This window comes from Zestomonas insulae, assembly GCF_016901015.1.
Classification (GTDB): domain Bacteria; phylum Pseudomonadota; class Gammaproteobacteria; order Pseudomonadales; family Pseudomonadaceae; genus Aquipseudomonas; species Aquipseudomonas insulae.
On the sequence record NZ_JAFEUP010000002.1, the window covers coordinates 754,865 to 777,251 of the forward strand.

The following is a 22,387-nucleotide window of genomic DNA, read 5'->3' on the forward strand; positions in this document are numbered from 1 at the left end:
TTCTGGGTCACTGCGGGCGTTGCTTGGCGTGGACCAGCAGCGCGCGGAACTCCGCCAGCGGCAGCGGGCGGCTGTACAGGTAGCCCTGATAGAGGTGGCAGCCCTGCTGCTGGAGGAAATCCAGCTGCTCCTGCTGCTCGACGCCTTCGGCGATCATCGACAGGCCCAGGCTGCGCGCCATGGCGACGATGGCGCGGACGATTTCCGCGTCGTTGGGGTCATGGGTGGCGTCGCGGACGAACGACTGGTCGATCTTCAGCACATCCACCGGCAGCCGCTTGAGGTAGGTCAGCGACGAGTAGCCGGTGCCGAAGTCGTCCATGGCGAAGCTGACGCCGAGCTTCTTCAGGCGATGCATCTTGGCGATGGTGTCGTCGAGGTTGTGAATGACGATGCCTTCGGTGATCTCCAGCTTCAGCATGGCTCTCGGCAGGCCGCTGTCGCGCAGGCTGGCGGCGACCTGCTCGACGAAGTTGCTCTGGCGGAACTGCTGCGGGCTGATGTTGACGCACAGGCTGAAATCATCACCGTCGACCAGCTGCTCGGCGATCAGTTGCTCGCAGGCCCTGCAGGCCTCGCTGAGCACCCAGCCGCCGACCGGCAGGATCAGGCCGCTGTCCTCCAGTACCTGAATGAACAGCGCCGGCGATTGTGCGCCGAGGGTCGGGTGCTGCCAGCGCAGCAGGGCTTCGGCGCCGATGACCTGGCCGCTGCGGGCATCCACCTGGGGCTGGAAAAACAGCTCGAACTCGCCGCGCAGCAAGGCCTGGCGCAATTCGTTCTCGAGGCGCAGGCGTTCGCTGGCGGCGGCCTGCATGCTGGTGCGGAACAGCTGGATGGCGTTGCGCCCGGAGTCCTTGGCGCGATACAGCGCGATGTCGGCACGCTTGAGCAGGTCGGCCGGCGTGTCGCCGTGGTCGGGGATCAGCGCGATGCCGATGCTCGGCGTGACCTGCAGGCGATGTCCGTCGAGCAGCATCGGCTCGGCGAGCAGCTTGCGCAGCTTGTCGGCCACCTGGCGGGCGTGACGGGTGACCTGCGAGCGCTTGCCTTCAAGGCCGGACAGCAGGATCACGAACTCGTCGCCACCGAGGCGAGCCACGGTGTCTTCCAGGCGCACGCTGGCTTCCAGGCGCGCCGTGACCATTTTCAGTACTGCGTCGCCGGTCGGATGGCCGAGCGAGTCGTTGATGTGCTTGAAGCGGTCGAGGTCGAGGAACAGCAGGGCGCCGCGCAGATCGTGACGCTGCATCAGGGCGATCTGCTGGGTGAGCCGATCCATCAGCAAGGCGCGGTTGGGCAGGTTGGTCAGCGGGTCGTGGTAGGCGAGGTGCTGGATCTGCTCCTGCGCGCGCTTGAGCTCGGCGACATCGCGGGCGGTGAGCAGCAGGCAGCGCTCGCCATTGAGGTCTAGGGGCTCGATGGAGGCGTCGACGAGGCGCGCACTGCCATCGCGGTGGCACAACGACACTTCGTGGTGGTGGATATGGCCCTCCTGATCGAGCCGCTTCAGCATCGCCTGGCGATCGAAGGCGTAGCCCCAGATGTTCAGTTCCATGGGGGTGCGGCCCAGCACTTCCTCGATCTGGTAGCCGGTCAGCCGGCAGAACCCTTCGTTGACCTCAAGGTAGCGCCCGGTATCGCGTGCCGTGATGCTGATGGCGTCCGGGCTGTTGTGGAACGCCTTGGCGAATTTTTCTTCGCTGGCGCGCAGTTCGGCTTCCGCGCGCTTCTGCTCGGTGATGTTGCGGAAGGTGATGGTGATGCAGGTTTCGCCATCGACGAGGATGTGGCGGCAGGAGAGGGTGCAGACCAGCACGGCGCCGGCCTTGGTCAGCAGGCGCACCTCAATGTTGTCCAGCCTTGGTTCGGCAAGCAGCAGCTGCGGCAGGCGCTGGCGTTGCTCGGCATCGGCGATCAGTTGGATCGTGCTGCTGTCGGGCCCGGTGACCTCCTCGGGGTGCCAGCCGAAGGTGTCGGTGAAGCTCGGGTTGATCTCGAGAAAGGTGTTGTCGCGTGCCCGTACCAGGCAGACCGGGTAGGGAATGGTCTGGAACAGGCTGGCGAATTTCTCCTCGGAAGCGCTCAAGCGCTGCTCGCGTTGCACCTGCTCGCTGATGTCGGCCAGCGTACCGACTAGCCGGGCGGGCTGGCCGGTAGTGTCGTGGTAGACCTTGCCGGTGGTCTTCAGGTAGCGGATTTCGCCGTTGCTCTGCCGGGAGCGGTAGACGAAGCGGAAGTCGTTGCGCAGGCCTTTCATCAGCTCGCGGAAAATCCGCACGATGGCCGCCCGGTCATCGTCCGGCAGGTAGGCGAGGAACAGCTCGATCTTGCCGTAGAAGGGACCGGGTGGCATGCCGTGCAGCGCTGCCGCATGCTCGGAGAGCTCAAGGGTTTCGCTGGGGATGTCCAGGTCCCAGGTGCCCAGGTGGGCGGCGGCCAGGGCCAGGGTCAATTGCTCCTGGCTGTCCTTGAGCGCCTGCTCCTGCGCGCGCAAATGGGTAATGTCGCGCACCGTCAGGGCCACGCACGGGCGGCCGTGCAGCTCGATTTCGCTGCCATACAGCAGATTGAGGCTGACCCGGCCATCGCGGCTGCGCAGGCGGGCTTCCATGGCGCGCAGCTGACCGTCGTGCTTGAGCAGTTCGAGCATGCGCTGGCGGTCCAGTGGGTCGACCCAGATGCCCAGGCTTTGCGAGGTTTGCAGCAGGGCTTCGTCGCGCTGCCAGCCGAAGCGCCGCTCAAAGCTCGGGTTGAGGTCGACGAAGCGACCGCTTTCTCGTTCGGTGATGACGATCGCATCCGGGCTGTTGTAGAAGGTCTTGCTGAACTTCTCCTCGCTGCTGCGCAGCTCTTCCCGGCGCGCCTTGCGTTCGGTGATGTCGCGCAGCAGGCCGACCAGGCGGGGCTCACCATCGACATCCTGCTGGACCAGGACGCTGACCTCCAGCCAGCGCAGACTGCCGTCCGGCCAGCGCAGGCGGTGTTGCAATACATGATTGCCGTCCGGGCTGCTGAGTACGGTCTGCGCCACCCGGCGGAATTCGTCACGGTCTTCCGGCAGGATCAGGTCGAAGTAGTTGAGGTGCGGGGTCAGCGGCTGGCAGGAGTCGAGGCCGAGCAGCGCCTTGGCGCCATCGGAGAGGCTGAGTCGATTGCCGCCGGCACTCCACGACCAGGCGCCCAGGCCCGCGCCGTCGAGGGCGGCGAGCAGGCTGGCGGAGTCCTGCAATGGCTGCTCGACGGCCACCGCGTCCAGGGTCGGCGGTACAAACAACGGGGGGCGCGGCGGGGTCCGGTCGGTCATCGGCAATCTCGGCGAGCGAGAACTCCGTGGCCCGCGCAATACTGGCAAAGCGGGTTCATGCAATGGCCTTTTTTATTGTTGTTTTGGGGCGCACCTTAGTCGCTGCCGCGCCGCCTAGGCAATAGCGAAGCGTTGTTCGTCGAGCAGTTGCATAAAGGCTTTGGCCGCATTCGAGAGCGTTCGTTCGCTGTGCAAGATGTAGCCGAGCTGGCGCGTTAACTGAATGCCCGATACGGGTAGGCGCACTACCTGGTCGTCGAGCATGGTGCGCGGCAGCACACTCCAGGCCAGACCGATGGACACCATCATCTTGATGGTCTCCAGATAGTTGGTGCTCATGGCGATGTTGGGCGTCAGCCCGGCCGCCTCGAACAGGCCGCGGACGATGTGGTGGGTGAAGGTATGGTCGCCGGGAAACACCGCCGGATGGCTGGCGATGTCGGCCAGACTCACGCTGCCATTGCGCGCCAGCGGATGTTCCGGCGCGGCGACGAAGTCCAGCGGATCGTCCCAAACCGCCCTCGCCAGTACCGGAGTGTGGGTTTCCGGGGCGAGGGTGATGACCGCCAGTTCGGCGCGGCCGTGGAGGATTTCCTCATAGGCCACTTCGGAATCGAGGAACTGGATGTCCAGCGCCACCTGCGGATGCGCCCGGGTGAAAGCGCGCAGCAGCGGCGGCAGGCGGTGCAGGCCGATGTGGTGGCTGGTCGCCAGGGTCAGCCGACCGCTTACTTCGCCGGTCAGGTTGGTCAGGGCGCGCCGCGTGTCGTCCAGCACATTGAGGATCTGGTAGGCGCGCGGCAGCAGGGCGCGGCCCGACTCGGTGAGGCTCACCTCGCGGCCCAGGCGATCGAACAGGCGCACCTTGAGCTGCTGCTCGAGGCCGGCGATGCGCTTGCTGACCGCCGGCTGGGTGAGATGCAGGCGCTCGGCGGCTTCCGAGAAGCTGCCGGTTTCGGCGATTGCGATGAAAGCATTGAGGTTGGCCAGGTCCATCTCGAATTCCTGTCGGTTATCTAATGGATGAAAAATATGAATTTGAGTTATTCAATGCAAGCACATAGCATCATCCCCACAAGCCTTAAGGGCATAGAAAGACGCTGATGAGGGTTATCTGATGGCCGGCAAAACGCTGTACGACAAGCTCTGGGACATGCACGAGGTGAAGCGTCGCGACGATGGTTCGTCGCTGATCTACATCGACCGTCACATTCTCCATGAAGTGACCTCGCCGCAGGCGTTCGAAGGGCTGCGTCTGGCGGGCCGCAAGCCGTGGCGCATCGACGCCAACATCGCTACCCCGGACCACAACGTGCCGACCACCCAGGCCGAACGCCAAGGTGGCCTGGAAGCCATCGCCGACGAGGTGTCGCGCATTCAGGTGCAAACCCTCGACGAGAACTGCGACGACTTCGGCATCCTCGAGTTCAAGATGAACGACGTGCGCCAGGGCATCGTCCACGTGGTCGGCCCGGAGCAGGGTGCGACCTTGCCAGGCATGACCGTGGTCTGCGGCGATTCGCACACCTCGACGCATGGTGCGTTCGGCGCGCTGGCGCACGGCATTGGCACTTCCGAGGTCGAGCACGTGCTCGCCACCCAGTGCCTGGTGGCCAAGAAAATGAAGAACATGCAGGTGCGCGTCGAGGGCAAGTTGCCGTTCGGCGTCACTGCCAAGGACATCGTGCTGGCCGTGATCGGCAAGATCGGCACCGCTGGTGGCAACGGCCATGCCCTGGAGTTCGCCGGCAGCGCGATTCGCGAGCTGTCGATGGAAGGCCGCATGACCATCTGCAACATGTCCATCGAGGCCGGTGCGCGGGTCGGCATGGTTGCCGTCGACGAGAAGACCATTGCTTACGTCGAAGGCCGTCCGTTCGCCCCGAAAGGCGCCGATTGGGCCAAGGCCGTTGAGGTGTGGAGTGATCTGGTCTCCGACGCCGATGCGCACTTCGACACCGTGATCGAGCTGAAGGCCGAAGACATCAAGCCGCAGGTCAGCTGGGGCACCTCGCCGGAGATGGTCCTGGCCGTCGATCAGAACGTGCCGGACCCGGCCGCCGAGGCCGATCCGGTCAAGCGCGACTCGATCGTCCGCGCCCTCAAGTACATGGGCCTGAGCGCCAACCAGGCGATCACCGATATCCAGCTGGACCGCGTGTTCATCGGCTCCTGCACCAACTCGCGGATCGAAGACCTGCGCGCCGCCGCCGAAGTGGCCAAGGGCCGCAAGGTCGCCTCGACCGTCAAGCAGGCGCTGGTGGTGCCAGGCTCCGGCCTGGTCAAGGCGCAGGCCGAGAAGGAAGGCCTGGACAAGATCTTCATCGAGGCCGGTTTTGAATGGCGTGAGCCGGGCTGCTCGATGTGCCTGGCGATGAACCCGGACCGCCTGGAAAGCGGCGAGCATTGCGCCTCGACGTCGAACCGCAACTTCGAAGGCCGTCAGGGCGCCGGCGGGCGCACCCACCTGGTCAGCCCGGCCATGGCGGCCGCCGCTGCCGTCACCGGCCGTTTCGTTGACGTGCGTGAACTGATCCAGGCCTGAGGAGAGCGAACATGAAAGCCTTTACCCAACACACCGGTCTGGTCGCGCCTTTGGATCGTGCCAACGTCGACACCGACCAGATCATCCCCAAGCAGTTCCTCAAGTCGATCAAGCGCAGCGGCTTCGGCCCGAACCTGTTCGACGAGTGGCGCTACCTGGATGTCGGCCAGCCGAACCAGGACAACTCCAAGCGCCCGGTGAACCAGGACTTCGTGCTGAACTTCCCGCGCTACCAGGGTGCCAGCGTGCTGCTGGCTCGCGAGAACTTCGGTTGCGGGTCGTCGCGTGAGCACGCGCCGTGGGCGCTGGAAGAGTACGGCTTCCGCACCATCATTGCGCCGAGCTTCGCCGACATCTTCTTCAACAACAGCTTCAAGAACGGCTTGCTGCCGATCATCCTGAACGATCAGGAAGTCGACGAACTGTTCGCGCAGGCTGAGGCCACCGAGGGCTATCAGCTGACCGTCGATCTGCAGGCGCAGACCGTGACGCGTCCGGACGGCAAGCAGTACCACTTCGAGGTGGACGCGTTCCGCAAGCATTGCCTGCTCAACGGCCTGGACGACATCGGCCTGACCCTGCAGGTCGCCGATGCGATCAAGGACTTCGAGAGCCAGCACCAGCGCAGCCAGCCGTGGCTGTTCGGGGCGATCAAGTAACGCCGCGGGGCCAGCTACGGCTGGCCACTGTGCAGCGTCACCGATGAAGGAAACCGCTATGACCGACAAGTCCCATGCCCAGGTCGTCCAGGTACAGTTCGGCGAACAGGCCAGCGCGTACCTGAACAGCAATGTGCACGCCCAGGGCGCTGAATTCGCCCAGTTGCAGGCCTCGGTGGCCAAGCAGGGCGCCGCACGGGTGCTGGATCTCGGCTGTGGCGCCGGGCATGTGAGTTTTCATGTCGCCCCGCTGGTCGGCGAGGTGGTGGCTTACGACCTGTCGGCGCAGATGCTCGCGGTGGTGGCTGCGGCGGCCGGCGAGCGTGGCTTGGCCAACATTCGCACCGAGCAGGGCGCTGCCGAGCGCCTGCCGTTCGCCGATGCCAGCTTCGATTTCGTCTTCAGCCGCTATTCGGCGCACCACTGGAGCGATGTCGGCCTGGCCCTGCGTGAAGTGCGCCGGGTTCTGAAGTCAGGTGGCGTGGCGGCGTTCATCGATGTGATTGCGCCGGGCTCGCCGCTGCTCGACAGTCACTTGCAGGCCGTCGAGCTGCTGCGCGACACCAGCCATGTCCGCGACTACTCCGCCGCCGAATGGCTGCGGCTGGTCGGCGATGCCGGCTTGCAGGTGACCAGCCACGCCCGTCAGCGCCTGCATCTGGAGTTCACCTCCTGGGTCGAGCGGATGCGCACGCCCGAGGTCTTCCGCGCGGCCATTCGAGCGCTGCAGGGCGCAGTGGGCGAAGAAGTGCGTGAGTATTTTGAGATTGCCGCCGATGGCTCGTTCAGCACCGATGTGCTGGTGCTGTGGGCCGAGCGTTAAGTATTTGCATGGCGCCACGGGCGTCTAACGAGAGGAAAGCATGAGCAAGCAGATTCTGGTTCTCCCTGGCGATGGTATCGGCCCGGAAATCATGGCCGAGGCGGTCAAGGTGCTGGAGCTGGCCAATGACAAGTATCAGCTAGGCTTCGAGCTGAGCTATGACGACCTGGGTGGCGCCGCCATCGACCGCTACGGTGTGCCGCTGGCCGACGAGACCCTGGCCCGCGCCCGGGCGGCCGACGCCGTGCTGCTCGGTGCGGTCGGCGGACCGAAGTGGGACGCCATCGACCCGGCGATCCGTCCGGAGCGCGGTCTGCTGAAGATCCGTTCGCAGCTCGGCCTGTTCGGCAACCTGCGTCCGGCGATTCTCTACCCGCAACTGGCCGAGGCTTCCAGCCTCAAGCCGGAAGTGGTTGCCGGTCTGGACATCCTGATCGTCCGCGAACTGACCGGCGGCATCTACTTCGGCCAGCCGCGCGAGAGCAAGGTGCTGGAGAACGGCGAGCGCATGGCCTACGACACCCTGCCGTACAGCGAGAGCGAGATCCGCCGGATTGCCAAGGTGGGCTTCGACATGGCGCGCCTGCGCGGCAAGAAGCTTTGCTCGGTGGACAAGGCCAACGTGCTTGCGTCCAGCCAGCTGTGGCGTGCGGTGGTGGAGGAGGTGGCCAAGGAGTACCCGGACGTCGAGCTGTCGCACATGTACGTCGACAACGCGGCGATGCAGCTGGTGCGTGCGCCCAAGCAGTTCGACGTGATGGTTACCGACAACATGTTCGGCGACATTCTGTCGGATGAGGCTTCCATGCTCACTGGCTCCATCGGCATGCTGCCGTCGGCGTCGCTGGATGCCAACAACAAGGGTATGTACGAGCCATGCCACGGCTCGGCGCCAGATATCGCCGGCAAGGGTATCGCCAACCCGCTGGCGACCATTCTCTCTGTCTCGATGATGCTGCGTTACAGCTTCGCCCAGGCCGAGGCGGCCGACGCCATCGAGAAAGCGGTGAGCCTGGTGCTCGATCAGGGCTTGCGTACCGGGGATATCTGGTCGGAAGGCAAGACCAAGGTCGGTACCCGTGAAATGGGCGATGCGGTAGTCGCCGCTTTGCGTAATCTGTAATCTTCCGGGCCCACCGCTGCGGCGGTGGATCGGTATTCCAATAAAGGTGTAGTTGCGATGAAACGTGTAGGTCTGATCGGTTGGCGCGGCATGGTCGGTTCCGTGCTCATGCAGCGAATGCTGGAGGAGCGGGATTTCGACCTGATCGAGCCGGTGTTCTTCACCACTTCCAACGTCGGTGGCCAAGGCCCGGCGGTAGGTAAGGACATTGCTCCGCTGAAGGACGCCTACAGCATCGATGAGCTGAAAAGCCTCGACGTGATCCTTACCTGCCAGGGTGGCGACTACACCAGCGAAGTCTTCCCCAAGCTGCGCGAAGCCGGCTGGCAAGGCTACTGGATCGATGCGGCATCGACGCTGCGCATGGCCGACGATGCGGTGATCGTGCTGGACCCGGTCAACCGCAAGGTCATCGACCAGTCGCTGGACGGCGGCGTGAAGAACTACATCGGTGGCAACTGCACCGTCAGCCTGATGCTGATGGCCCTGGGTGGTCTCTACGAGGCCGGCCTGGTCGAGTGGATGAGCGCCATGACTTACCAGGCGGCCTCCGGTGCGGGCGCGCAGAACATGCGCGAGCTGATCAAGCAGATGGGCGCGATCAACAGCGCGGTGGCGGACGACCTGGCCAATCCGGCCAGTGCCATCCTCGACATCGATCGCAAGGTCGCCGAAGCCATGCGTGGCGACAGCTTCCCGGTCGACCAGTTTGGCGTGCCGCTGGCTGGCAGCCTGATCCCCTACATCGACAAGGAACTGCCGAACGGCCAGAGCCGCGAAGAGTGGAAGGGCCAGGCCGAGACCAACAAGATCCTCGGTCGCTTCAAGAGCCCGATCCCGGTCGACGGTCTGTGCGTGCGCATCGGCGCCATGCGCTGCCACAGCCAGGCGCTGACCATCAAGCTGAACAAAGACGTGCCGATTTCCGACATCGAAGGGCTGATCAGCCAGCACAATCCGTGGGTCAAGCTGGTGCCGAATCAGCGCGAGCTGAGCATGCGCGAGCTGACGCCGACTGCGGTGACCGGCACCCTGAGTGTTCCAGTGGGGCGTCTGCGCAAACTCAACATGGGCTCGCAGTACCTCGGCGCCTTCACCGTCGGTGACCAGCTGCTGTGGGGTGCGGCCGAACCGCTGCGCCGCATGCTGCGAATCCTGCTGGAGCGTTGATCCCGCCTGGCGCCGACAGATGGTCGGCGCCAAATTGCCTGCGCGCAGAGGAGGGCGGTACAGTGCCGCTCCTCCTGCAGTTCGCGTAAGGCCTCCCGATGTCTAAGTTATTCAATGTCGCCGTGATTGGTGCCACCGGTACCGTCGGTGAGACTTTGGTTCAGCTGCTCGAAGAGCGTGAATTTCCCCTGCTGAACCTGCACCTGCTCGCCAGTAGCGAGTCGGTAGGCCAGTCGCTGCCCTTTCGGGGCAAGAACGTCCGGGTTCGCGACATCGACGCGTTCGATTTCTCCCAGGTGCAGCTGGCGTTCTTCGCGGCCGCGGAGGCGGTTACCCTCAGCTATGCGCCGCGCGCCCAGGCCGCCGGTTGTTCGGTCATCGATCTGAGTGGCGCGCTGCCGGCAGACCAGGCGCCGCGCGTCGTGCCGGAGGTCAACGCCGAGGTATTGGCGAGCCTCGCCGTTCCGGTTCAGGTGGCTTGCCCGAATGCAACCGCGACTGCCTTGGCGGTGGTGCTCGCACCGTTGCGTTCATTGCTGACTGTTCGGCGCCTCAGTGTCACCGCTTGCTTGGCGGTGTCGGGCGCGGGGCGCGAGGGTGTAGCCGAGTTGGCGCGCCAGACCACCGAGCTGCTCAACATGCGCCCGCTGGAGCCTCGCTTCTTCGACCGGCAGATCGCCTTCAACCTGTTGGCGCGCACCGAGCCCATTCAGGGCACCGGGCATACCCGTTCAGAACTACAGATCGCCGCCGATATAAGGCACGTGCTAGCTGACGATGCGTTGAAAGTCTCGGCGACCTGCCTTCAGGCGCCAGTCTTCTTCGGCGATAGCCTGAGCGTTACCTTGGAGCTGGTGTCCGCCGTCGATTTGCTGGCCGTCCAGGCCGCACTTGAAGCTGCGCCTGGGGTGGAGTTGGTCGACTCGGACGACTATCCGACGGCTGTCGGTGATGCCGTCGGGCAGGATGCGGTATATGTAGGACGGTTGCGCTCGGGGCTGACCGATGATGCCGAACTCAATTTGTGGATTGCGTCTGATAATGTGCGGAAAGGCTCAGCGCTGAACGCTGTGCAGTTGGGCGAATTATTGATAAAACACTATCTGTAAAAGATACTTATCTAGAAATTTGAAGAAATTTTCTAGCTTGGCAATACTGACTGAGCGGATTGCTGGTGGGGACCCGTCACACGACGGAAGCGGCAGCAACTGACGCCATCTCGCCCGTCGAGAAAAAAAGATAAAACAAGGGATAACTCTATGGTTCGGGTACGCAAACTAGTACTGGCAATTGCGGCTGCTTCGGCATTCACCTCCGGTATGGCGCACGCATTAGGACTAGGGGAAGTCACACTCAAGTCGGCGTTGAACCAACCGCTGGATGCCGAGATCACCCTGCTCGAGGTGAATGATCTGGCCTCGAACGAGCTGATCCCGAAGCTCGCCTCACCTGAAGAGTTCAACAAGGCTGGTGTCGATCGCCAGTACTTCCTCACCGACCTCAAGTTCACGCCCGTCCTCAAGCCCAACGGCAAGAGTGTCATCCGGGTTACGTCCACCAAGCCGGTGCGCGAGCCCTACCTGAACTTCCTGGTTGAAGTGCTGTGGCCAAGCGGTCGCCTCTTGCGCGAATACACCTTGTTGCTCGATCCGCCACTCTATTCGCCGCAGACTGCATCGGCGGCCGCACCGCAGTTGCCGGTTGCCGCTCCGGTAACCCGTCCTGCCGTCACTCGCCCGGCGCAGCCGGTCGCCAGCGCTCCGGTCGTGCGCCAGGCTGCTCCGGTTGCCAGCAGCGCACCGCTGGACGGCAACGAATACCGCACCACATCCAGCGACACCCTGTGGCAGATCGCTGAGCGTGTTCGTCCCTCTGGCTCCGTCCATCAGACCATGCTGGCCATCCAGGATCTGAATCCGGATGCCTTTGTCGACGGCAACATCAACCGCCTGAAAAAAGGTCAGGTGCTGCGTCTGCCGGATGCCCAGCAAGTCACCAGCCGCTCGCAGTCCGAGGCGATCGCTCAGGTCGCCGCACAGAACTCGGCGTGGCGCGAAGGTCGCAGCCTGGCCGGCAGCAGTGCGCGCCAGCTCGATGCCACCAAGCGTACCGCCGCGGGAGCGGCCCCCGCGCAGGCCGAGAGCAAAGACAGCCTGAAACTGGTTTCCGGTGACGCCACCAAGGCAGGCAGCCAGGGCGCTTCTGGCGACACCAAAGCGCTGAACGAAAAGCTTGCGGTCACCAAGGAAAGTCTCGACACCACGCGCCGCGAGAACGACGAGCTGAAAAGTCGCATGGGCGACCTGCAAGGCCAGCTCGACAAGCTGCAGCGTCTGATCCAGTTGAAAGACGAGCAGCTCGCCAAGCTGCAGGCTGACCTGGCCGCCAAAGGGCAAGTCAAACCCGCGGAGGCCGCGCCGGTTGCGTCGAGCGCCGCTGCGCCGGTCGCCGAGCAACCGGCTCCAGCCCCTCAGGCTGCCGCGCCTGCAGAAGCACCGGCCACCCCGGACTACAACTACAGCGAAGAAACTGCACCGGCGACTCCGGCTGCTAGTACGGAAACTCCGCAACCTGCTGCTCAGGCCGAAGCGCCTGCCGCGCCGCCAGTTGAAACTGCCCCAGTTCAACAAGCCGAACCGGCTCCTGCGCCTGTGGTGGTCGAACAGCCTGAGTCAGGCTTCCTTGACGATGTGATGGCCAACCCGATGTTCCTGGGTGTGGCCGGTGGTAGTGCGTTGCTCGCCCTGCTGATTCTGTTGATGGTGGTATCGCGCCGCAATGCGCAGAAAGAGAGCGATCTGCACAACAGCCTGGCCAGCCAGCAGGACGACGATGGGTTCGGCGCCACGCTCGATCTGCCGGAGTCGGATTTCACCGACATCGAGTCGGTGGAGCCCGTCGCGCAATCCGCAGGCGAGCGTGTTACTGCGCAAACCAGCGACGCCTTGGGCGAGGCGGATATCTACATTGCCTATGGTCGCTTCAATCAGGCCGCCGAATTGCTTCAGAACGCGATCAATGACGAGCCGCACCGCAGTGACCTGCGCGTCAAGCTGATGGAAGTGCAGGCCGAGTTGGGTGATCGGGACGGCTTCGCTCGCCAGGAAAGCGAACTGCGCGAAATCGGCGGCGCTGCCGGGGAGGTCGAGCAGCTGAAAGCCCGGTATCCCTCGATGGCTACTGTGGCTACCGCCGCAGGAGTGGCGGGGCTAGCCAGTGCGTCTGCCAGTCAGGCAGATGATCTCGATTTCGCCGACCTTTCTTTTGATGAAGAGCCAAGCGTCGCTGTGCCGGCTCCAGCCCAGGATGATGCCTTTGATTTGAGTCTCGATGACCTGGAGGCAGAGCTGGATCGCGATGCGGTCGCCAGTGCTTCCGAGGAAGACTCGTTGATCGGTTTTGATCTGGATGAGCCTGCTCCCGTGCTGGCCGAAAGCGCCGCGGACACCGATTTCGAGTTGGATCTGGCAGATGCTGCGGCTAGTGACGATCTGGCGGATTTCGGTCTGGACATTGAAGCCGAGCCTACCCAGGCGCAAGAAGACGACTCGTTCCTGCTGAGTCTCGATGATGAGCTGAGTGTCGAGCCGAAGGCCGCGGAATTGGCTGATCTTGACTTCGAATTGCCGGAAGCTCCGTCGGCTGCCGCAGCAGAGCTGCCGGCTGACTTCGATCTGTCGCTGGACGACGATCTGCCGGCCTCTGCGCTGGAGGCGGATAGCTTTGCCGCTCAGCTGGAGGAAGTCAGTGCCGGACTTGGCAAGTTGGATGAGCCGATGCCGGCCTTCGAGGCGGCACACGCGGATACGCTGGTGGCTGAAGATGATCTCGAGGGTGGGGACGACTTCGACTTCCTGTCGGGCACTGATGAAACCGCGACCAAACTCGACCTTGCCCGAGCCTACATCGATATGGGTGATACCGAAGGCGCCCGCGACATCCTTGATGAAGTGATTGCCGAGGGTAACGATGGTCAACAACAGGAAGCGCGCGAGTTGATCGCCCGTCTCGCATAGATCCATGACTGATGTTGTAGTGTCTCCCGCGGCAGCCGAAATGGCTGCCGCGGGCTTTTCCAGAGTCGCATTAGGCGTCGAGTACAAGGGCTCGCGCTATCGGGGCTGGCAGCGCCAGGCCTCGGGTGTGTCGTCCGTTCAGCAAGTGTTGGAAGAGGCGCTGTCCAAGGTCGCGGCCTCGCCAGTCAGCGTGATTTGTGCGGGGCGTACGGATGCCGGTGTGCATGCCAGCGGCCAAGTCGTGCATTTCGATACGCAAGTGCAGCGCCCGCTCAATGCCTGGGTGATGGGGGCGAACGCCAACTTGCCCCACGACGTCAGTGTGACCTGGGCACAGCTAATGCCCGCGCACTTCCATGCGCGGTTCAAGGCGGTTGCGCGACGCTATCGCTATGTCATCTACAACGACCTGATCCGGCCGGCGCATATGGGCCAGGAAGTCACCTGGAATCATCGGCCGCTGGGCGTTCAGCGGATGCACGACGCCAGTCGTTGTCTGCTGGGTACCCATGACTTCAGCGCGTTCCGCGCCACCCAATGCCAGGCGAAGTCACCGATCAAGCACATCCACCACTTGCATGTCATTCCGCACGGCAAGCTGATCGTGCTGGATATCCGTGCCACAGCCTTCCTCCATCACATGGTGCGCAATATCGCCGGGGTGCTGATGACCATTGGCGCCGATGAGCAACCTGTGGGCTGGGCGGAGGCAGTGCTGAACGGGAGAGATCGACGCGAGGGCGGCGTTACTGCGCATCCCTATGGCTTGTACCTGGTGCAGGTGGAGTACCCGGAAGAGTTCGTTCTGCCGGAGCGCTATCTGGGGCCGCATTTTCTGTCCGGGTTGCCAGACTGCTCCGCTGACGTGCAATAGGGCTTTTGCTAAGATCCTAAGCCTTTCGTGATAGGAGCCGCCGCGTTGTCGATTGTTCGCAGCAAAATCTGTGGGATCACTCGGATCGAGGACGCGCTGCTCGCTGCTGAGGCGGGCGCGGATGCCATCGGCTTCGTGTTCTATGCGCCAAGCCCGCGGGCGGTCACTGTCCAACAGGCGCGCGCGATCATCGCTGCATTGCCGCCGTTCGTCACCACTGTCGGTCTTTTCGTCAACGCTACTCGCGCCGAGTTGATCGAGATTCTCGGTGCTGTCCCGCTGGACCTGCTGCAGTTCCATGGTGATGAGTCGCCGGCAGACTGCGAGGGCTATCATCGCCCCTATATCAAAGCGCTGCGGGTGAAAGCCGGCGACGATGTCGCCGCGCAGGCGCGTCAGTTTGCCGGCGCAGCCGGTATCTTGCTCGATACCTTCGTTCCCGGCGTTCCGGGGGGCACCGGTGAAGCCTTTGACTGGACTTTGGTGCCTGCCGACCTGGAGTGTCCGCTCATTCTTGCTGGTGGGCTGACTGCGGCCAATGTGCGGCAGGCGATCGAACAGGTAAAGCCCTATGCCGTGGACGTCAGCGGCGGCGTGGAGGCGAGCAAAGGCATCAAGGATGCCGGAAAGGTCCGTGCGTTCATCCGCGAAGTGAAACAGGCGCAAGTGTGACGGCAAATCCACCGCTGCCGTCCACTAGCGAACTGTCTTGACGCAAGGTGGCTGCTGTTGGCGATCTTTTCGTCGCGGCGCACACGATTTCGCTAGCTGGATGTCTGATGGCAGGTACCTGCCGAGATGTCCTGACCAACAGCTTTGGAGAAGAGAGCATGAGTAACTGGCTGGTAGACAAGCTGATCCCCTCGATCATGCGTTCCGAGGTAAAGAAGAGCTCGGTGCCCGAAGGGCTTTGGCGCAAGTGCCCATCCTGCGACGCAGTGCTCTACAAGCCTGAGCTGGAAAAGAACTACGAAGTTTGCCCAAAGTGCGACTACCACATGCGCATCGGCGCCCGGGCGCGCCTGGACATGTTCCTCGATAGCGAGGGGCGCGAAGAGATTGGTGCAGACCTCGAGCCAGTGGATCGCTTGAAGTTTCGTGATAGCAAAAAGTACAAGGATCGCCTGACTGCGGCCCAGAAGCAGACTGGCGAGAAGGATGCCCTGGTGGCCATCGGTGGCACCTTGCACGGCATGCCTGTCGTGACCTGTGCGTTCGAGTTCGAGTTCATGGGTGGTTCGATGGGTGCGATCGTCGGTGAGCGCTTCGTGCGTGCCGCCAATGTGGCGCTGGAGCGTCGCTGCCCGCTGATCTGCTTCGCGGCTTCAGGTGGTGCGCGCATGCAGGAAGCGTTGATCTCGCTGATGCAGATGGCCAAGACCTCGGCGGTGCTGGCGCGCATGCGCGAGGAAGGCGTGCCGTTTATCTCGGTGCTGACCGATCCGGTGTACGGTGGCGTGTCGGCCAGCCTGGCCATGCTGGGCGATGTGATTGTCGCCGAACCCAAGGCACTGATCGGCTTCGCCGGGCCGCGCGTGATTGAGCAGACCGTGCGCGAAAAACTGCCGGAAGGCTTCCAGCGCAGCGAATTCCTGCTGGAGCATGGCGCAATCGACCTGATCGTGCATCGCCGCGAGTTGAGCGAGCGCCTGGCCAAGGTGCTGGCCAAGCTGACGGGACAGGCGAGTCCGATCGCTGCCGCATGATGCCCAGGTCCCTCGGCGATTGGCTGAGCTATCTAGAGCAGTTGCACCCCTCGGCCATCGACATGGGGCTGGAGCGTTCGCGTGAAGTAGCGCAGCGCCTCGGTCTGGGGAGGCCCGCCAAACGGGTGATTACCGTGACCGGCACCAACGGCAAGGGGTCGACCTGTGCATTCCTTGCCAGCCTGCTGCAGCGTCAGGGCCTCACCGTAGGTGTATACAGTTCCCCGCATCTGCTGCGTTACAACGAGCGTGTCGTCATCAACGGCCGTGAGATGGGTGACGACGAGCTGTGTCAGGCGTTTGCCGCGGTCGAGGCCGCGCGCGGCGAGATTTCCCTGACCTACTTCGAAATGGGCACGCTCGCGGCATTCTGGCTGTTTGAGCGGTCCGCGCTGGATTTCGCGATCTTGGAAGTAGGGCTGGGCGGTCGCCTGGATGCCGTCAACCTTATCGATGCTGACCTGGCCCTGATCACCAGTATTGGTCTGGATCACGCGGATTGGCTTGGCGATAGTCGAGAGTCGGTCGCGTTCGAGAAGGCCGGTATTCTGCGCCAAGGCCGACCTGCTCTCTGCGGCGATCTTGAGCCGCCGCAATCCCTTTTGACCCAGGTTACCAACTTGGCCACGCCGTTCTTTCTGCGGGGGCGTGATTACGATCTGGCCATGACTGAAAACGGCTGGCACTGGTTCGGTCATGATCGGCAGGGGCAGCTCGTGCAGTTGCATGACCTGCCGCTGCTCGACCTGCCGATGGAGAACGCGGCCTTGGCCCTCCAGGCTTATGCCTTACTGGATTTGCCGTGGCGGGCTGACGAGCTGGCCGAGGCGCTGGTCGGGGCGCGAATCACTGGGCGGCTGGACCGCCGCCAGCTGGTATGGAAAGGTAAGCCGCTGAGCGTGCTGCTGGATGTGGGGCACAACCCCCATGCGGCTCAGTATCTGGCCGGCCGCCTGGCGTCCACGTCGCGGCGTCTGGCGGTCTTTGGCCTGCTCGCCGACAAAGATCTGGGCGGGGTTGTCCAGCCGCTGCTCGCGCAGGTGCGCGATTGGGCGGTGGCGCCGCTGCCGACCAGCCGCACACGGCCGGCTGCCGAATTGGAGGCTGCGTTGCGCAAGCAGGGTGCTTCCGTGACCGCCTACTCCAGCGTAGCGGCCGCGCTCGTGGCACAATGCGAGCATGCGGCGGCGGGAGATGAGATCCTGCTGTTCGGTTCTTTTTATTGCGTGGCCGAGGCCTTGGAGTGGCTGGCCCGCCATTCCAGGGGAGACATGCAGGATGGCATTGCTGGATAAAGGGCTTAAACAGCGCATCGTGGGGGCGCTGGTACTGGTGGCCTTGGCGGTAATCTTCCTGCCGATGCTGCTGTCACGGCAGGACGAGACCCGTCATGTCGTGGTCGATGCGCCGCCGATGCCGCAAGCCCCTGCTGCTCCTGTTGCCAAGCTGGATCCAGTTATCGTTCCGGAGCCGCAACCGCTGCCCGACGAGCCTGTGCCTGCCGAGTCGCAGGCGGGCGAGACGCCGGTGCAGCCGGTCGTGCCCCCGGTAGCCCAGGCTCCGCAGCCAGTTCCGGCGGCCACTCCCGCCCCAGTAGTCGTGCCGCCCTTCGAGGCGCCGGCAGCACCATCCGCGCCGGCCAGCAGGCTGGATGCCAATAGCCTGCCGGTCAGTTGGTCGATCCAGCTGGCAAGCCTGTCAAATCGCGCCAGCGCGGAAAGTCTGCAGAAGACCCTGCGCAGTAAGGGCTACAACGCCTATATCCGCACCACCGACGGCATGAACCGGGTGTTCGTCGGGCCGGTGATTGAGCGTGCCGAGGCAGACCGCTTGCGCGACCAGCTCAACCGTCAACAGAAGCTGAACGGCTTCATCGTGCGTTTCCAGCCCGAGCGCAGCTAACCTCGTCGCGCCCTAACTGCCGAGCGCGGCTTACCCCAGGGGCGGGCGTCTGTTAAAATGCAGCGCCTTTCCCGTTCGTAGACTGCGCCGTGGCATTTACCTGGTTCGATTGGGCGATTATCGCCATCATCGTGGTTTCCAGTCTGATCAGCTTGAGACGCGGCTTCGTCAAGGAAGCGCTATCGCTGGTTACCTGGATTGTCGCCGGGGCCGTAGCCTGGATGTTTGGTGGCGCGCTGGCGCAACACCTTGCCGATTTCATTGAAACGCCGTCGGCGCGCGTAATCGCCGCCTGCGTACTCTTGTTCGTCGTCACCTTGCTGGTGGGGGCGCTAGTCAACTTTCTCATTGGCGAGCTGATTCGGGTCACCGGCCTGGACGGCACAGACCGCTTTCTGGGCATGGTGTTTGGTGCCGCCCGCGGTGCTTTGCTGGTGGTGGTGGCCGTGGGGCTGCTCAGCTTGGCACCGGTTCAGCAGGATTCCTGGTGGCAGCAGTCGACACTGCTGCCGCATTTCTTGATGGTCGCCGACTGGTCGAAGTCGCTCATTTTGAGCTTCACCGGTCGCTGGCTCTCGAATGGCGGCCTGGGTATACCCGGTTAAGCCATTGTGTTGGGGTGTTGCGCTGGCTCCAGCAGCGAGCGCTGACACCCGTCATTAGCCTGAACTACTAGCAGGGGTTGCGTCGCATGTGTGGCATCGTCGGTATCGTCGGTAAGTCGAACGTCAATCAGGCGCTGTATGACGCGCTAACCGTCCTTCAGCATCGCGGCCAGGACGCTGCCGGCATTGTGACCAGCCACGAAGGTCGCCTGTTCCTGCGCAAGGACAACGGTCTGGTGCGCGATGTGTTCCAGCAACGACACATGCAGCGCCTGGTCGGGCACATGGGCATCGGCCACGTGCGCTACCCGACCGCGGGCTCCTCAAGCTCCGCCGAGGCACAGCCGTTCTACGTCAACTCACCGTATGGCATCACACTGGCGCACAACGGCAACCTGACCAACGTCGAGCAGCTGGCCAAGGAGATCTACGAGTCTGACCTGCGCCACGTCAACACCAACTCCGATTCCGAAGTCCTGCTCAACGTGTTCGCCCATGAGCTGGCGCAGCGCGGCAAGTTGCAGCCGACCGAGGAAGACGTGTTCGCCGCGGTCAGCGACGTGCATGAGCGTTGCCTCGGTGGTTACGCAGTGGTGGCGATGATCACCGGCTACGGCATCGTCGGTTTCCGCGACCCCTTCGGCATTCGCCCGATCGTGTTCGGTCAGCGTCATACCGACGAGGGCGTCGAGTACATGATCGCCTCGGAAAGCGTGTCGCTGGACGTGCTTGGCTTCACGCTGATCCGTGACCTGGCGCCGGGCGAGGCGGTGTACATCACCGAAGACGGCAAGCTGCACACCCGCCAGTGCGCACGCAATCCGCAGTACTCGCCGTGCATCTTCGAGCACGTCTACCTGGCGCGCCCGGATTCGATCATGGACGGCATCTCGGTGTACAAGGCGCGCCTGCGCATGGGCGAGAAGCTCGCCGACAAGATCCTCCGCGAGCGTCCCGACCACGACATCGACGTGGTGATCCCGATTCCCGATACCAGCCGGACCGCAGCGCTGGAGCTGGCCAACCGACTGGGCGTGAAGTTCCGCGAGGGCTTCGTCAAGAACCGCTACATCGGCCGGACCTTCATCATGCCGGGCCAAGCGGCGCGCAAGAAATCCGTGCGGCAGAAGCTCAACGCCATCGAGCTGGAATTCCGCGGCAAGAACGTGATGCTGGTCGACGACTCCATCGTGCGCGGTACCACCTGCAAGCAGATCATCCAGATGGCCCGCGAGGCCGGCGCAAAGAACGTCTACTTCTGCTCGGCGGCCCCAGCGGTGCGCTACCCCAACGTGTATGGCATCGACATGCCGAGCGCCCACGAACTGATCGCCCATGGCCGTACCACCGAAGAAGTGGGCGAGCTGATCGGCGCCGATTGGCTGGTCTACCAGGACTTGCCGGACCTGATCGAGGCGGTTGGCGGCGGCAAGATCAAGATCGAGCATTTCGATTGCGCGGTGTTCGATGGCAACTACGTCACCGGCGATGTCAACGAGGCCTACCTGAACAAGATCGAGCAGGCGCGCAACGACGCCAGCAAGGTCAAGTCGCAGGCAGTCAGCGCGATCATCGACCTGTACAACAACTGAAGAGGGCGGGAGATGAGTCAGGAATGGGATGCCGGTCGGCTGGACAGCGACCTCGAAGGCGCCGCGTTCGACACCCTCGCGGTGCGCGCCGGCCAGCAGCGCACGCCTGAGGGCGAGCACGGCGAGCCGCTGTTCTTCACCTCCAGCTACGTGTTCCGCACGGCTGCCGATGCCGCGGCACGTTTCGCCGGCGAAGTGCCGGGCAACGTCTACTCGCGCTATACCAACCCCACTGTGCGGGCTTTCGAAGAGCGCATTGCGGCGCTGGAAGGCGCCGAGCAGGCGGTGGCCACCGCTTCGGGCATGTCGGCGATTCTCGCCACGGTGATGGCCCTGTGCAGCGCCGGCGACCACGTACTGGTCTCGCGCAGCGTGTTCGGCTCAACTATCAGCCTGTTTGAGAAGTACCTCAAACGCTTCGGCGTGCAGGTCGACTACCCGGCTCTCGCCGATGTCGACGGCTGGCGTGCGGCGTGCAAACCCAACACCAAGCTGTTCTTCGTTGAGTCGCCGTCTAATCCGCTGGCCGAGCTGGTGGATATCGCCGCGCTGGCCGAGGTGGCGCATGCCCAGGGCGCGCTGCTGGCCGTGGACAACTGCTTCTGCACCCCGGCGCTGCAGCAGCCGCTGAAGCTCGGTGCGGATATCGTCATCCACTCCGCAACCAAATACATCGACGGCCAGGGGCGCTGCCTCGGTGGCGTGGTGGCGGGTCGCAGCAAGCAGATGCAGGAAGTGGTCGGCTTCCTCCGTACCGCCGGCCCGACCCTGAGTCCGTTCAACGCCTGGGTGTTCCTCAAAGGTCTGGAAACCCTGCGCATCCGCATGCAGGCGCACAGCGCAAGCGCCCTGGCGCTGGCCGAGTGGCTGGAAGGCCAGCCCGGCATCGAGCGGGTCTACTACGCCGGGCTGTCCAGCCATCCGCAGCACGAGCTGGCCAAGCGTCAGCAGTCGGCGTTCGGGGCGGTGGTCAGCTTCGAGGTGGCGGGCGGCAAGGCTGGCGCCTGGCGCTTCATCGATGCGACGCGGATGATTTCGATCACCACCAACCTCGGTGACACCAAAACCACCATCGCCCATCCGGCGACCACCTCGCACGGTCGTCTGTCGCCGGAAGAGCGGGCTAAGGCCGGCATCGCCGATAACCTGGTGCGCGTCGCGGTTGGCCTGGAAGAGCTGGAAGATCTCAAGGCCGACCTGGTCCGGGGACTGGCAGCGCTCTGATGGTGGAGTCGACGGTCGATCTGCAGCTCACGGGTGCCCCGACAAACAACGGCAAGGTTGCGTTGGTCACCGGGGCGGCGCATGGCATCGGCCTCGGTATCGCGGCCTGGCTGATTGTCGAAGGCTGGCAGGTGGTGCTGGCCGATGTCGATCGCAGTCGTGGCTCGAAGGTCGCTGAAGCGCTGGGCCCCAATGCCTGGTTCGTCGGCGTGGACGTGGCGCAGGAAAGCCAGGTGGTCGTCGCCGTCGCAGAAGTGCTGGGGCAGTTCGGCCGGCTCGATGCGCTGATCAACAATGCCGCGGTCGCCGACCCGCACAACTCTCCGCTGGAAAGCCTCGATCTGGGCCGCTGGCAGCGCACCCTGGCGGTCAATCTGACTGGCCCGATGCTGCTGGCCAAGTACTGCACGCCGTATCTGCGCGCCCACTGTGGGGCCATCGTCAACATCTGTTCGACGCGCAGTCACCAGTCCGAAGCGCACACCGAGGCGTATGCGGCGAGCAAGGGCGGGTTGTTGGCCTTGACCCACGCACTGGCAGTCAGCCTCGGACCCGACGTGCGCGTCAACGCCGTGAGTCCGGGCTGGATCGATGCGCGCGATCCCAGCGAGCGGCGTGCCGATCCGCTCAGCGAGCAGGATCATGCGCAGCATCCGGCGGGGCGGGTGGGCACGGTCGAGGATGTGGCGGCGCTGGTCGGCTGGCTGCTGTCCGGTTGCGCAGGCTTTGTCACCGGTCAGGAGTTCCTGGTCGACGGCGGCATGACGCGGAAGATGATCTACCAGTAAGCCGCACGGCTTCTACATAACAAAACAGGCGGGAATCCGAGGGATTCGCCGCC

18 protein-coding genes are annotated in these 22,387 nt (G+C 63.8%); 16 read left to right on the top strand and 2 right to left on the bottom strand.

Annotation, left to right across the window (positions count from 1 at the left end; all coding sequences use genetic code 11):
- Positions 1-7: 7 nt before the first annotated feature.
- A complete protein-coding gene (locus JQX08_RS09105) occupies positions 8-3,307 on the bottom strand; it encodes a sensor domain-containing protein (RefSeq protein ID WP_205348045.1) in 3,300 nt (1,099 codons plus the stop codon).
- A 114-nt stretch (positions 3,308-3,421) separates the two neighbouring features.
- The gene (locus JQX08_RS09110) at positions 3,422-4,303 is read right to left on the bottom strand and encodes a LysR family transcriptional regulator (protein ID WP_205348046.1); all 882 of its coding nucleotides are present in this window, start codon (positions 4,301-4,303) and stop codon (positions 3,422-3,424) included.
- A 121-nt stretch (positions 4,304-4,424) separates the two neighbouring features.
- Here JQX08_RS09110 and leuC point away from each other — a divergent pair, with 121 nt between their 5' ends.
- From leuC to JQX08_RS09190, 16 genes are all read left to right on the top strand, one after another.
- On the top strand, positions 4,425-5,852 hold the full coding sequence (gene leuC / locus JQX08_RS09115; protein ID WP_205348047.1) for a 3-isopropylmalate dehydratase large subunit: 1,428 nt from the start codon (positions 4,425-4,427) through the stop codon (positions 5,850-5,852).
- 11 nt (positions 5,853-5,863) lie between these two features.
- Positions 5,864-6,511, top strand: coding sequence for a 3-isopropylmalate dehydratase small subunit (gene leuD / locus JQX08_RS09120; protein ID WP_205348048.1), 648 nt, complete (start codon positions 5,864-5,866; stop codon positions 6,509-6,511).
- Positions 6,512-6,569: 58 nt separating this feature from the next.
- Complete coding sequence (locus JQX08_RS09125) at positions 6,570-7,334, top strand: class I SAM-dependent methyltransferase (RefSeq protein WP_205348049.1); 765 nt, start codon at positions 6,570-6,572, stop codon at positions 7,332-7,334.
- Between the two features lie 40 nt (positions 7,335-7,374).
- Entirely contained in the window at positions 7,375-8,457 is a 1,083-nt protein-coding gene (leuB, locus tag JQX08_RS09130) for a 3-isopropylmalate dehydrogenase (RefSeq protein ID WP_205348050.1), read from the top strand.
- 57 nt (positions 8,458-8,514) lie between these two features.
- Positions 8,515-9,627 (top strand): aspartate-semialdehyde dehydrogenase, encoded by a 1,113-nt coding sequence (gene asd / locus JQX08_RS09135; RefSeq protein WP_205348051.1) that lies wholly within the window; start codon positions 8,515-8,517, stop codon positions 9,625-9,627.
- Between the two features lie 98 nt (positions 9,628-9,725).
- Entirely contained in the window at positions 9,726-10,736 is a 1,011-nt protein-coding gene (locus tag JQX08_RS09140; protein ID WP_205348052.1) for an aspartate-semialdehyde dehydrogenase, read from the top strand.
- Positions 10,737-10,886: 150 nt separating this feature from the next.
- On the top strand, positions 10,887-13,643 hold the full coding sequence (locus JQX08_RS09145) for a motility hub landmark protein FimV (protein ID WP_205348053.1): 2,757 nt from the start codon (positions 10,887-10,889) through the stop codon (positions 13,641-13,643).
- Between the two features lie 4 nt (positions 13,644-13,647).
- The gene (gene truA / locus JQX08_RS09150) at positions 13,648-14,517 is read left to right on the top strand and encodes a tRNA pseudouridine(38-40) synthase TruA (protein WP_205348054.1); all 870 of its coding nucleotides are present in this window, start codon (positions 13,648-13,650) and stop codon (positions 14,515-14,517) included.
- Positions 14,518-14,562: 45 nt separating this feature from the next.
- The gene (locus JQX08_RS09155; protein WP_205348055.1) at positions 14,563-15,189 is read left to right on the top strand and encodes a phosphoribosylanthranilate isomerase; all 627 of its coding nucleotides are present in this window, start codon (positions 14,563-14,565) and stop codon (positions 15,187-15,189) included.
- Between the two features lie 158 nt (positions 15,190-15,347).
- Positions 15,348-16,223 (top strand): acetyl-CoA carboxylase, carboxyltransferase subunit beta, encoded by an 876-nt coding sequence (accD, locus tag JQX08_RS09160; protein ID WP_205348056.1) that lies wholly within the window; start codon positions 15,348-15,350, stop codon positions 16,221-16,223.
- Positions 16,220-17,518: a bifunctional tetrahydrofolate synthase/dihydrofolate synthase gene (gene folC / locus JQX08_RS09165; protein ID WP_205348057.1), complete on the top strand. Its 1,299-nt coding sequence runs from the start codon at positions 16,220-16,222 to the stop codon at positions 17,516-17,518. The genes accD and folC overlap by 4 nt, the downstream gene beginning before the upstream one ends.
- Positions 17,502-18,125 carry an SPOR domain-containing protein gene (locus JQX08_RS09170; RefSeq protein ID WP_205348058.1) on the top strand — a complete coding sequence of 208 codons (624 nt, stop codon included), beginning with the start codon at positions 17,502-17,504 and terminating at the stop codon, positions 18,123-18,125. The genes folC and JQX08_RS09170 overlap by 17 nt, the downstream gene beginning before the upstream one ends.
- 89 nt (positions 18,126-18,214) lie before the next feature.
- The gene (locus JQX08_RS09175) at positions 18,215-18,730 is read left to right on the top strand and encodes a CvpA family protein (protein WP_205348059.1); all 516 of its coding nucleotides are present in this window, start codon (positions 18,215-18,217) and stop codon (positions 18,728-18,730) included.
- Between the two features lie 86 nt (positions 18,731-18,816).
- A complete protein-coding gene (gene purF, locus JQX08_RS09180; protein ID WP_205348060.1) occupies positions 18,817-20,322 on the top strand; it encodes an amidophosphoribosyltransferase in 1,506 nt (501 codons plus the stop codon).
- Between the two features lie 12 nt (positions 20,323-20,334).
- On the top strand, positions 20,335-21,546 hold the full coding sequence (locus JQX08_RS09185; RefSeq protein WP_205348061.1) for an O-succinylhomoserine sulfhydrylase: 1,212 nt from the start codon (positions 20,335-20,337) through the stop codon (positions 21,544-21,546).
- Positions 21,546-22,334, top strand: coding sequence for an SDR family oxidoreductase (locus JQX08_RS09190; RefSeq protein WP_205348062.1), 789 nt, complete (start codon positions 21,546-21,548; stop codon positions 22,332-22,334). Before JQX08_RS09185 ends, JQX08_RS09190 begins: the two co-directional genes overlap by 1 nt.
- Positions 22,335-22,387: the final 53 nt, after the last annotated feature.